This is a genomic window from Thalassotalea fonticola (assembly GCF_032911225.1).
Lineage (GTDB): Bacteria > Pseudomonadota > Gammaproteobacteria > Enterobacterales > Alteromonadaceae > Thalassotalea_A > Thalassotalea_A fonticola.
The window spans coordinates 411,209-425,180 of record NZ_CP136600.1 but is presented as its reverse complement, the minus strand read 5'-3'; the positions used below and the strand labels follow the sequence as shown (position 1 = coordinate 425,180).

Here is a 13,972-nt window from a genome sequence, read left to right as displayed (position 1 = left end):
GAAACGCAAATGTACGTGATTATTCAGTAGGTATAAATAGAAAATGGCCTTTCGGCCATTTTAGTGATTAATTATGCAACTTTGTGAATATTGCGCGAATAAAAATAATTTATTAAGTCATTAAAAATATTTTTATTGTCATCTAAATTTACTGCGAGTAAATGATTTTATCGTTCAGATCATTTCTTAACTGTTTTTTTGTCTGACCACAAGAACGTCGATAACGCCGGCAAAATAATAATTGCCGCGAGCATATTAACCAAAAACATAAAGGTTAACAATATTCCCATATCCACTTGGAACTTCAGATCAGAGAAGAACCAAGTTGAAACACCAATAGCCAAAGTTACCCCGGTGATTAACACCGCACTACCTCGTTCTTTAAGAGCCGATAAATAAGCCTCGGCCATTGTTTCGCCTTGTCTTAAGCGAGCACTCATAGTGGATAAAATATAAATACCATAATCAACACCGATACCAACCCCTAAGGCAATTACCGGCAACGTTGATACGGTTAAGCCAATATCAAGGTATGTCATTAATGCTTGTGCTAAGGTCGATACAACATAAAGCGGCGCAATCACCACAATGGTTGCCCGTACAGAGCGAAAACTTATTAAACATAACAAGGTAACAGCGCCATATACGTAAAACATCATTGGAATTTGCGCAGCAGCCACAGCCTCATTTGTAGCTGCCATAACCCCTACTGGACCTGATGCAAGTTTAAACTTAATCGTATCTGTATTTAACTGTTCAGCATTTTTCTTAACGGCACTTACAATGCGCTCAATTGTTTCGGCTTTATGATCTTCCATAAACAAAATAATAGGCATCGCACTACAATTTGTGTTTAACAAACCACTGGTTTGCGGAATGCGGGCAATAGACTGAACCAAGCTTTGTTGATTACGCGAGAGTACCTGCCAACGCTTATTACCTTCGTTATAACCGGTATTAACGATTTTAGCGACGCTGGCTAAAGAAACGCTAGATTGTACACCGGGCACATTTTCTAAACGCCATTGCATCGTATCAATAGTATTTAATACTTCATGCTCGACACAAGACTCGGCAAAGGTTTCCACCACAACCGACATATAATCAACACTGATGGCGTATTTGTCGGTAATTAAGAACGTATCTTGGTTATAACGAGAGTCCTCATGTAAGGCTGGAGCTCCGGCATGTAATTCACCAATTTTAAGCTCGTTACTTTGATTAAAGCCCCAAATAAACAATACCGCGGTCAACGTCAGGATGATCCCCGCTGGTTTTTTGGCGGTTACTATAGCGGCTTTACGCCATAACAATCGATTCATCAGTTTATGATCGGCATTATCAACAATATGTTTTTGCTCTTCTTCATTGAAGCGCACAAAAGATACTAAAATTGGTAATAATAATAAGTTGGTAAAAATGATCAGACCAACACCTAACGATGCAGTAATGGCTAACTCACGAATGATACCAATATCGATTGCCAGTAATGTTAAAAAGCCAACAGTATCTGAAAGTAAGGCAATACCGCCTGGCACTAATAATCGTCGAAAGCTTAATTGGGCCGCTTGTCTGGCATTATTACCTTTAGCCACTTCTTTTGAGATTGCATTGATCATTTGTACGCCATGGCTAACGCCAATAGCAAACACCAGAAACGGCACGAGAATAGACATAGGATCTAAACCAAAGCCTAACTCTGTCAACATGCCCATTTGCCAGATAACAGCAATTAATGAACAAAGGATCGGCAGTAACGTTAGAGTAATAGAGTTACAAAATAGATAAACCATGACTGCGGTTATTGCAATAGCAATGGCAAAGAACGTGACTACGCCTTTCGCACCGTCGGCAATATCGCCAACCATTTTTGAAAAACCGATAATGTGAATGCTGATATTATCTTTTTCAAATTCACCACGCAGCTCATCTTCGAGTTGTTTGGCTAACTTTAACGTATCGAGTTTTTTGCCAGTTTGAGGGTCAATTTCCATTAACGATGATTTCACCATAGAACAGGTGTAATCGTCAGACACCATACTGCCAACAATGCCCGCTTTTTCAATATTGCCTTTTACAATAGCCAAACCTGCTTCATCGGGTTGAAAATCAGCTGGAATAACAGGACCACCGGCAAAACCATCTTCAACCACTTCAACAAAACGGGTTGACGGTGCATACAATGAATTTACCAGAATACGGTTAACGCCGGGGATGAAAAACAGCTGGTCGTGCACACCTTTAAGTGTGGTAAAAAACTCCGCATTGAAAATATCACCAGTTGTATTACAAACAGAAATCAATACATTATTAGCCCCACCAAAGTCAGTTTGATGCTTTAAATACGTTTGCATGTAACTGTGCTGTAACGGCACATTTTTCTCAAAAGACGCATCAAGTTTGATGTTTGTTGCTTGTGCTAACAAGTAGCCGGTAATAAACAGGAATATACCTAATACGGTAAACCTGAACCGAAATATATTACGTTCAAGATGATTTAGAAATTTTATAATTGCCATGATTGGCTCCTACTTATTGAACAGCCAATACTTTAACGCCGACTTCGCTGGCGACTATAAGTTTATTATTAAACCAAACGCCGCCAATTAAGGCTTTACCGTCAGGTTGAGTGCTTAAGGTGAAATCAGTGCCATTCGCACTACTTAGAATGACGCCTGCATTTGCTAATACATATACATGCCCTTGTTCGGTCACAACAATATCGTTTAATAGCGCGGTTGTATTTGTACTTTGATGTTGCCACTGAGCGCCACCATCTTTGCTAGTAAACATATTGCCGCGCAAACCAACCACAAGCAGTTTCGATTCACTTACTTGGGCGATATCGAAAAATGACCCCATGTAAATTTCATCAAGTAGTTGCCAGGTTTGTCCTTGATCCAAGCTTTTTGCCAACATTCCGATTTCGCCAGCCAGATATAGCTCATTACCAACCGACAACAAGCGATTAAAATGTGGCAAGATACTGGCAATTTCTTCCAGATAGAATTCTTCATCTTCGACTTTCAGTTCAAGTAAGTACTCTTGATCGTCTACATTGACTAATTCTAAATGAAATTCTTCAACCCAGGTTTTACCTGCATCTTTAGTGCGATAAAAAACACCATAGGCGCCAACCGCAATACCATGTTTGTCATCAAAGAACATAATATCGAACAATGGCCGCTCTTTTTCTGGTTGGTAATTTTGTATAGCCCAATTTGAGCCACCGTCGCTAGTTGTCAAGATGACAGAATCGTGACCTACAGCCCAGCCTTGTTGTTCATTTATAAAAGAAACTCGGTTTAATGACGAATTTACAGGTACCGGTTGTTGTTGCCAGTCGATACCATCGTTTGAGATTAAGATGTGACCTTTATCACCTACGGCGATTAACGATGAGTCACTGATTTTAGCGATATCCAGCATTAAGGATTTAGATGCTAATGGTAAGATTTCAGCGGGAACAGGATTATTACTGGCTAAAACGGAAAAGGAGAAAATGCAATAAAGCAGCATCAATTTAGATATACGGATCATAAATTTCAAAACTCAATAGTTAAAATAACGTTAATAGAACCTAGTCTAAAACTAAAAACGGTTGGCAGAGCCAACCGTTTTTTAAGGAACAGATTGACCTATCTGCGACCTTCTCGGCGTAAAGCTGAAGAGGTAAAATCTCTTTCTTTATGCTTAGGCGCAAAGTCATACATGTTATGTTCGTTATCTAAACCAATAGCAATATAACGGCGTGACTGCAGATCATGATATACCTCAAGTGTAGACCATTGTGCCGGTAACTCGTAATAGTTAAGGCCATGAGCAATAGCTACGCGGTATAATTCATCGCGGTTATCGTACATGTCGGCCACAGATACTTGCCAGCTGTCTTCATCAATGTAAAACGTACGTTTTTTATACACATGACTGGTACCATCTTTTAATGACGCTTCAACTACCCAAACACGATGTTTCTCGTAGCGAACTAAATCAGGGTTAATATGCCCTGCTTGTAAAATGTCATCATATTTTACTTTATCACTATGTAAACGGTAGTCGTTGTAAGGGATCAACAGTTCTTGCTTGCCTTTTAATTCCCAGGTGTATCGATCTGGAGCGCCGTTGAACATATCAAAATCATCAGTAGTACGTAAGCCATCTGACGCTGTACCTGGTGCATCGTATGCTACGTTAGGTGCACGACGAACACGGCGTTGACCAGTATTATAAGTCCAAGCTTGGCGTGGAGTTTTAATTTGATCCATTGTTTCATGAACCAATAGTGCCGTACCGGCCAAACGTGCTGGTTGCGATACTTTTTGCTTAAATTTAAACAAAATATTTGTCGCTTCAAGCTCTGCGTAATTAGCACCTTTAACGTTATAGGGCAGTATTAACGCCTCATCAAAGCCAATATAGGTAAAACTACCAGACGCAGTAGGCGCGGCTTGACCACCTTGACGAGTAATACTCTCGCCGCGATAGCGTAGGCTGTGATTCCAGATAGCTTCTAAGCCATTAGCAGGGATTGGAAAAGGAACACCAACCGCCGCTTTACTAATACCATTACCATCACGAATTAACTCAGCGCGTGAGGCATTGTTTTTTGTTTCATCATAAACATGTTGTGGGTATGACGCACTGCGACGTGTTTGGTAAACATTCATCTTGAACGTATCTGGATAAGTTTCAAATAATTTTTGTTGACCTAAACTTAATAAGTTTTTGTATTGCTGAAAGTTTTTACTATCTACAGTGTATTGAACTTTGTCTTCTGGGTAAGGATCAGGATGATGATCACCAGATTTGTATCCAGCCGGAGCACTAGTGATACCACCGGTCCACGCAGGAATTGAACCATCGCTATTGGCCGCCATTTCAGCACCCATAGGAGTTAATTCTTTACCGAGTTTAGCGGCGTCTTCAGGACTAACTTTGGCAAAACTTGCTGCTGAAGTTAGTGCTAATGAAATAGCTAATGAAATTGCTGTTATATTTTTCATTGATTCTAACCTTAGATTGAATATTTAATGTTAAATGAGACGAAATCACGATCTTCTGTGGTATTAGTTGTACCTACACCGTCATAAAACGAGTTGTAATTTATGTCAAATGACAACTTACTTTGATAATCAAATGTTACCCCCACTGAGACTGATTTTCTTTCTTCAACAAAAAGGAACAATGGATCTGGCGTAATACCACTAACATCGTGTGAGAACACAACTCTTGGCGATACGTTCATACTCCAGAACACATCGTTATAATCAAGTTTTGCCAACACTTTATAACCCCAGGCAAAATCATCCGGGAATGGATTCGATTCTGTCCCTCCCTGAACAAAAGGCATCAATGGATTTGTAGAGCCAGAGCGGTCTGTACCTGGACCATTAAGTCTTAGTTCATCATGATCAGGCATATCAAATATATTGATGCCACCAATCTCAAATAAACCGGTGAATTGACTTGCACCTAGGCTTGGGCCAAATAAATGCGTTAAAGTCACTTGGTATTGTGCTGTATCCAGCTCAACATATCCCTTCACAACCTCACCAGCAGGTAATGGCACACCACCATTTAACGCGGTAATTTGTGACAGACCGGCACCGGCCTGATCAGGTACCGCAGCAAACAATAATTCAACATCATCAATTTGCAGGGGCTCATCTTGACGGTATGTTACTTCACCAGCAACAGAGGTTAAGCCTACTGCGGTATTAAAACTTAAACCGTAAAGTTTGATGTCTTCTTTATAACTTAAAAATGCTTTACCAAATAAATTCAAATCTGTGTAATTATCTTCGGTAACAGGTTCACCTGTTGCAACACCCATCGCAAGATTCGCAATATCTTCAGGAGCGCCAGCTATATTCGCTGAAATCCCAGAGAATGTAGGGCGTCTTGAATGGTAATTGATATAGTAAAGTGCCAGTTCTGTATCATTTAGCTCAGGAAAGAAATAAGAAAACTTCAGACCGTATTGACCACCGTCATCCGGTTCAACTTCACCTTTACTGCCTGGCCCTTTAAATGCGTAAGATGTTAAATAGCTTGCATATAAACCGCCAGCTGCAGCGGGATCAGTTAGTGCCAGTGCACCAACATCATTAAGATCAGCAATCACTTGTTCAAGGTTGCGATCCGCTAAACTACCAAAACCAAGTTGGATATTATTTAAATGACCACCTGAGCCGGCGAAATCATTCGTTGAAAAGTAACTACCTGGTGCAGGTAAAACAGATTTTTCCCAGCGATATTGATAAAACGCTTCAATATTAAAGTTTTCGGTTACGCCAACTGATGCCCAAACGGCGCCAAAAGGAATAAACGCTTCTTTTAATTCAGCACCAGGTGCTTTTAAGCGAGCAATATCTACTGGATTTATTTCACTGATACCATGCGCAATCAGCGTTGATTCACCCCAGCCAATTACTTGGTCACCAACACGAATACTTACAGGTGTATCGCCGACATAAAAATCGGCATAAACGAAGGCATCTAATAAGCGTACGTCACGACAAATCTCATCTTTAGCGTCTTCATCATCACAAGGGCTGGTTGACTTTCCTGTTAAAGGGTTAGTATAAGGCCGGTCACTATCCATCATTTCAAAATCGTAGAAGTACATACCGCGAACAAATACACCAAACTCTCCAACATCATTGGCATAGTTAATGTCTAGCTCATGGTTACCTTTAAACATTCTTGAGAATGCTTCACCTGAGTCGTAATTTAAATTTCCTAAATCACCGTTAGTAGAATAACTACCCGCGGCATTTTGCCAAACATCAAAATTTGAAGGCGGATTATTTATCCAATCTATATTGTTATTTAAGTTATTTGGCTTACCTATCGAGTCATCCCAATTTCTATCTTCGATACGATGTGCTTCACCGTAAGAAAACGTGGAATCGAAACTGACCTTAAAGTCACCTAGGTCGAATTGAACGGCTTGTGCTTGTGATGTAGCTAATAGCATTAAGCTAGCGGCAACACTTTTTGCGATACGATTTTTACCAAAATTAAAAGTAGAACTTGGCATTGCTTTTTCCCCAAGAATTTAGAAAAACTTTATAGTTTTATGTGCGTTATTTTTCTTAATTTATAATTGCAGAAATAATAATTACACTATTTTTACATGTTGGCAATAGCCAATAACAGTTGTAAACCTTAGTGAAACTAATGGCTTGTACAGATATCCAACATTTTGAACAACAACATTTTAAAACGGATGTTTGAATATGACAGGTATTAGTGAATGGCTTTCAATTAAAGAGAAAATATCAATTTTGCTACAGGCTAGAAGTAGCAATGGTCCAACCAGTTATTAGAGCAAATAATCTATTCTAGATGAGGCAGTGCAGAACAATGATGTTATGTTTGATAAGGTAAATTTCGTTTGGTAATAAAAATAAAAATTAGAGCATAAAAAAATTTAAAATAATTTTATGCTCTACCCTATTATTGATGATTATTGTAAAGCCGCATCTAATTTTTCAATGAGATCTCGTGATAAATTGTCAAGTCGACTTAATTTTTCGAGCTCTGCTTTCATCAGTTTTTGCTGAGTTTTATCGAACGACTTAAATTGGATCAGTGGTGTAATTAATCGAGAAGCGACTTGCGGATTTATGGTATTTAATTTTACCAGCTGCGCAAACAGAAATTCATAACCGCTGCCATCTTGATGGTGAAAGTATTTACTGTTGTAAAAAGCAAATGCACCAATAAGTGCCCTCGCCCTATTCGGGTTATCAATACTAAATTCTGGATGCTCTAATAATCCAATTATACGTTGTACAACATTTTCGTTATTGTGCAGGGCATTTATGGTGAACCATTTATCCATTACCAAGGTATTACCCTGCCATTGTCTGGCAAATTCAACCATAACATCTTCAAAACACCTTAAGTCGTTCACTGCGGCTACTTTTATCGCGGCTAATTGATCGGTCATGTTATTGGCTTGCTTAAACTGGTTTAGAGCAAGTTCATTGGCGCTATCTAATAATGCTAAATAATCTAGACAAACATTTTTCAACGCTCTGTTACCAATCGCTTGTCCATCTTTAGCAAACTCACTTGTACATAACGATTGGTAGGTGTGTAAAAAGTGCGACTGCAACTGCTGGGCAATAAAGCGTTTTAATATGCTAATAGCGCGAACTAAAGCGCCAGAGTTTACTTCATCGATGGCCGCGGCCATTTCATCAAAACTAGGCAATACTAATTGCTCAGCTTTAAATGCATTGTCGGCATTGCTTAGTAATACCTGTTCTAATGCGCTTGCTACTTGCAAAGGCAATTCCAGCTCAGGGTTATTTATCAGTTGTTTAATATAACCGGCAAATAACTTTTGCCCGGCATCCCAACGATTAAATTCATCAGCAGCGTTTACCATTAATGTATTTAAGGCTTGATCGTCATAGTGGTAATTTAATTTTACTGGCGCAGAGAAGTTTCCTAGTAACGCAGGTACAGGTTTTGAGCTAACATTTTCAAAGGTCCACGTTTGCTTTTGCTGTTTACAATGCAATAGTCCCTGCTGATTATCGTTTTCATCATTGCTGATTAATTCAAAGTTTACCGGGATATGCAGGTTTTGTTTTTCTTGCTTATCGTGCGTTTGTGGATGGCTTTGCTCAATGGTTAACTGATAAGTGTTGGTTTCTTCATGATAATCATCACTAACGATTAACACTGGTGTACCTGATTGACTATACCAATACTTAAACTGACTAAGGCAGGTATTACTGGCATCACTCATCGCGGCAACAAAGTCATCACAGGTTACCGCTTGTCCGTCATGACGTTCAAAATATAGCTCAATTCCCGCTTTAAATGCATCGTCTCCTAAAATGGTATGCATCATACGAATAACCTCTGAGCCCTTCTCGTATACTGTAAGGGTGTAAAAATTATTCATTTCCATTACTTTTTCTGGACGAATTGGGTGCGCCATAGGGCCAGCGTCTTCGGCAAATTGTTGGGCTCGAACTATTTTTACATTTTTAATTCGGGTTACTGCACTTGAATGCATATCGGCGCTGAATTGTTGATCTCGAAATACGGTTAAGCCTTCTTTTAAACTCAGTTGAAACCAATCTCGACACGTCACCCTATTACCCGTCCAGTTATGAAAATACTCATGGGCAATAACGGCTTCAACATTAAAAAAGTCATCGTCCGTTGCCGATAAGTCATCGGCTAAAACAAATTTAGAATTAAACACGTTTAAGCCTTTATTCTCCATCGCCCCCATGTTGAAAAAATCTACTGCGACTATCATGTAGATATCTAGGTCGTACTCCAGATTAAACTGCTGCTCATCCCACAACATAGACTTTTTAAGAGAGGCCATGGCATGCTCACTACGGCTTAAGTTACCCTTATCAACAAATAATTCGAGGTTAACTTCCCTACCCGATTTTGTGGTAAAAGTATCTGTTAATAATTCAAAATCACCGGCAACCAAGGCAAATAAATAACAAGGCTTTGGAAATGGGTCATGCCAGGTGACAAAATGTAAGTTGTTGGCTAATTCACCTTGCTCGATCTTATTACCATTAGCCAGCAAAAATGGGAAACTGGTTTTATCGGCAATGATTTTGGTGGTGTATATCGCCATAACATCAGGACGGTCTAAAAAGTAGGTAATACGCCTAAAACCTTCGGCCTCGCATTGGGTGCAATACACATCGGCAGATTTATACAAACCTTCCAACGCAGTATTGGCAACAGGATTTATTTCAGTCGTTATGGTTAATATAAACTGCTCAGGTAAATTGGCAATAGATAATGTGCTGTCACTCAGTTGATATTGAGACCGATCGAGCTTGGTATCGTTAACCATCACCGACTTTAACTGCATATGCTCACCATCAAGGACTAATGCTCGTTGATGCTCACTTGCTTTAGTCACATCCATGACATTAGTAACTATGGTCTTGGTATCATCTAATTGAATGGTTAAGTTTACGTTACTAATTTTATAATCAGGCGCTTGATAATCTTTCAAATATCTAGGGGAAAATTCGGTCATGTGACTCTCATATAGGCATTTATGTTATTGTTTGTAGTGTACAAAAAAAAAGGGCTTGGTTAAATGTTATTTAACCAAGCCCTTTAATATTTAAACTGACCCTATTTATTAAGCTGTAACAGCGTTGCCAAGTTTCTTAATCTTAAAGCCTAGATACCCGTAGATCACTGCTAGCACAGGGTTTATTAGGTTAAAGAAACAGTAGAATATATAATCAAGTGGATTAACAGCCAACACACCGTACATATAAGCACCACAAGTGTTCCATGGGATAAGCGGCGAAGTTAGGGTGCCTGAATCTTCTAATGTACGACTTAGAACCACAGGATCTAAACCTCTACGTTCATATTCTTCTTTATACATGCGACCCGGCATAACAATGGCCATATATTGATCGGCAGTAACAATGTTTGTGCCAATACAAGTTGAAACTGTACTTGTTATTAGGCCGCCTGTTGTATGTACACCTTTTAAAATTGCATCCATTAATTTACGTAACATACCTAAATGTTCTAAAACCGCGCCGAAGGTTAACGCACAAATGATCAACCAAACAGTATTTAACATGCCAGACATACCTCCACGGCTTAATAAGCTGTCTAAGTTTGCATTGCCGGTGTTTACGCTTACACCATCGAAGAACGCAGTCCAAACCACTTTGATATTTGCAGTTACTGAGTCAACACCTTCCCCGGCTAAACTCATAATAAAGTCTTGTTGGAATAAAACAGCCCAAACCGCACCGGTTATGGCACCAATGGATACAGCTAAAAATGCTGGTACCTTCTTTATCGCTAACACAAGCAATATGACTAATGGTATTAGGTTGAATACATTGATATTAAAATGCTTGTCCATTAAATCATTTAGCATTAGTGCACTTGTAGCAGAATCTTGAACTTCTTCATTAAACCCTAAAAATAAAAATAGTACTAATGCAGTAGAAATTGAAGGTAATGTGGTCCAAAGCATATAACGAATATGCTTAAACAGTTCAGTGCCAACAACCGCTGGGGCTAAATTGGTAGTCTCTGATAATGGCGAAATTTTATCACCAAAATAAGCGCCTGAAATAATTGCACCTGCAGTAATCGCTGGATCCAAACCAAGACCATTTGCAACAGCAAGTAACGCCACACCAATAGTGGCCGCTGTGGTCCATGAACTGCCTATAGACATTGCGACTAAGCCACAAATCAAACACGCCGCCATATAAAACCATTGTGGGTTTAATATGTTTAAACCGTAATATATTAACGTGGGTACCGTTCCCGATAATAACCAAGTACCAATTAGTGAGCCTACCGCTAACAGAATAAGCACAGCGCCTAATGAAATGGAAATCCCATTAATGATTGCTTTTTCAATGCTTACCCAATTATGGCCATTTTTTAAGCCGATAATAATGGCAACACCTGTTGCTAATAATAATGCTATTTGGTTAGGCCCATAGGAAGAGTTATCACTAAAATACATCACTGCGGCAGTAAGCATTATTATCATCATTATTAATGGCAATAATGCATCCATTAAACTGGGGGATCTCATTGTTTCTTTATTTGACATGTTTTCGGTAAACCTACTTCAATGTTTTACTTATAATTTGCGAATAATCTTATTATGGTTTTTCTTAAATGTATGCAATTACTTTTAAGATATTCATTAGCTGTTTCTATTTGAACTAGAGTATAAATGACTTCATGCAGTAATTACGAATAGATATGCATTGACGTACAAATTAGATCAATATTCATGCATAAAAAAACCGAGGCCAGAGTAAAATTATTTTTAATAATTTAACTCTGGCCTCGGTTTTTAACCCGGTTTTACGATCAAAAATTACTTCTTAGCAATTTTTCCCACTTCAACCAAGTCGAAAGTGATGTGTGCTGTTTCATCTAAAAACGGGTCTAAGTCAGCAAGCTCGTCAGGGATATCATCAACTGATTCTACGGGTTCTTTAGCCATAGCGGTTAAACGCATATTTGCTCTCGTTAAGCGTTTAAGTTTGTTTTCTTCACGTTCAGCTTTGCGTTCATCAAAATTTAATGAAGCCGATTTTTTATCTTTATTAGCACGGTAATAGCTAATATCTTCATTTAAATACTTAAACTCATCGTTAGATTTTATCCGTTCTTTGTGCAATGAATCTAAATAAGCAATATCTTGGCTGAAGTCGTTAATAGTGCGATATGACGCTTTATTAATTTTATCCCACTCTAATGCACGTTCTTCGCGGCTTTCGCCCCACTCACTAGGCTCAATGGCTGATGGATATAAAATATCAGGTGTTACGCCTTTATGCTGAGTGCTGCCACCGTTAATACGGTAGAATTTAGCTATAGTGAACTGAATACTGCCCAAAGGGTTTTCATATAAGTCATACACTCGTCCTAAACCCCGGTGCTGCTGCACAGTACCTTTACCAAAGGTATTTTCACCAATTATTATAGCGCGGCCATAATCTTGTAATGCTGCAGCAAATATTTCAGACGCTGATGCGCTGTATCTGTCTACCATTACTGTTAATGGTCCATCGTAATAGCTTAAACCGTCGGTATCTTTATTAATTTCAACTCGGTTGGCACCATCTCGCACTTGGACTACAGGGCCTTTATCGATAAATAAACCGGTTAGTAACGTAGCTTCAACTAGTGAACCACCACCGTTACCGCGTAAATCAACAATAATACCTTGGACGTCATCTTCTTTTAATTTGGCAATTTCTTTCGCAACATCGCGAGACAATTTGTTATAAAAACTAGGAATGGTGATTACCCCTAATTTTTTCGCATTTGCTACGTCTTCACCTTCAGCTTGTTTTTCACTATACACTTCAGACTTAGCGGCGCGATCTTCTAATTTGATGGTGTCACGAACAATTGAAATAACTTCGATTGTTGGATCATCTTCGCCTTTTTCCACTTGTAGACGGACGGTAGTGCCTTTGGGCCCTTTAATTAAGTCGACTACGTCGTCTAGACGCCAGCCCACAACATCAACAAATTCTTTATCACCTTGAGCTACGCCAACAATTTTATCTTTCGGCTTAATTTTTTTAGATTTATCTGCCGGGCCACCAGTAACAACACTTTGAATGACAGTAAAGTCATCTTCGGCACGAAGTACCGCACCAATACCTTCAAGTGATAGGTTCATTTCCATTTGGAAACGTTCGGCGTTACGAGGAGATAAGTAAGAAGTATGCGGCTCAACAGTGCGAGAGAAGGCATTCATTACAATTTGAAAAACGTCTTCACTTTCACCTTGGCTTAGGCGTTTTAACGCGTAGTTATAACGTTTGCTCAGTACTTTTTTAATTTCAGCCCAGTCTTTACCTGCTAATTTTAAATTTAACGCATCTGATTTAACGCGTTGACGCCATAATTCATCAAGTTCAGCTTCTGTTGTAGCATATGGAGCATCTTCTCTATCAAAAACATACTGCTCTTTTTGAGAAAAATCGAACTCTGTTTCTAATAAACTTAACGCATACTGGTAGCGCTGAAAACGACGTTTAACATTTAAGTTATAGATATCGTAAGCTGGGGCTAGTTTGCCAGTAGCAACCATATCATCAAAGCTTTTACGGTATTTTTCAAAACTGGCAATGTCAGATTCCAAAAATACTTGGCGAGAGTAATCAAGCTGCTTCAAATAAAAATCGTAAATTAGAGATGACAGTGCATCATCCATCATAAACTTTTTATAGTGTTGTCTTGAAAATGTTGCAGATATTCGCTGACTCGCTTTTTTGTGCTGCATTTCCTGTATTAACTGCGGCAGATCTTGCTCCGCAATTTGAACAGGTTCAACAACTTTAGCTGGTTCTACAACTTTCGCTTGCTCAGCAACTACCATTAATGATGAAAAAGATAGAGAAACGGCAAGGGCTAATCGACAAATATTCTGCATATAACAACTCCGGTG

7 protein-coding genes are annotated in these 13,972 nt (G+C 39.0%); all 7 read right to left on the bottom strand.

Annotated features, from left to right (window positions below; genetic code table 11):
- Positions 1-179: 179 nt before the first annotated feature.
- Positions 180-2,519 (bottom strand): efflux RND transporter permease subunit, encoded by a 2,340-nt coding sequence (locus tag RI844_RS01805; RefSeq protein ID WP_348396768.1) that lies wholly within the window; start codon positions 2,517-2,519, stop codon positions 180-182.
- Positions 2,520-2,532: 13 nt separating this feature from the next.
- Positions 2,533-3,540 carry a WD40/YVTN/BNR-like repeat-containing protein gene (locus tag RI844_RS01800; RefSeq protein ID WP_348396767.1) on the bottom strand — a complete coding sequence of 336 codons (1,008 nt, stop codon included), beginning with the start codon at positions 3,538-3,540 and terminating at the stop codon, positions 2,533-2,535.
- A 98-nt stretch (positions 3,541-3,638) separates the two neighbouring features.
- Complete coding sequence (locus tag RI844_RS01795) at positions 3,639-5,003, bottom strand: DUF1329 domain-containing protein (protein WP_348396766.1); 1,365 nt, start codon at positions 5,001-5,003, stop codon at positions 3,639-3,641.
- Between the two features lie 11 nt (positions 5,004-5,014).
- Positions 5,015-7,042 (bottom strand): DUF1302 domain-containing protein, encoded by a 2,028-nt coding sequence (locus RI844_RS01790; RefSeq protein WP_348396765.1) that lies wholly within the window; start codon positions 7,040-7,042, stop codon positions 5,015-5,017.
- A 429-nt stretch (positions 7,043-7,471) separates the two neighbouring features.
- Positions 7,472-10,042: an aminopeptidase N gene (gene pepN, locus RI844_RS01785; RefSeq protein ID WP_348396764.1), complete on the bottom strand. Its 2,571-nt coding sequence runs from the start codon at positions 10,040-10,042 to the stop codon at positions 7,472-7,474.
- Between the two features lie 108 nt (positions 10,043-10,150).
- Positions 10,151-11,608 carry a Na+/H+ antiporter NhaC gene (gene nhaC / locus RI844_RS01780; RefSeq protein ID WP_405054447.1) on the bottom strand — a complete coding sequence of 486 codons (1,458 nt, stop codon included), beginning with the start codon at positions 11,606-11,608 and terminating at the stop codon, positions 10,151-10,153.
- Positions 11,609-11,881: 273 nt separating this feature from the next.
- Positions 11,882-13,957 carry a carboxy terminal-processing peptidase gene (prc, locus tag RI844_RS01775; RefSeq protein ID WP_348396762.1) on the bottom strand — a complete coding sequence of 692 codons (2,076 nt, stop codon included), beginning with the start codon at positions 13,955-13,957 and terminating at the stop codon, positions 11,882-11,884.
- Positions 13,958-13,972 lie beyond the last annotated feature (15 nt).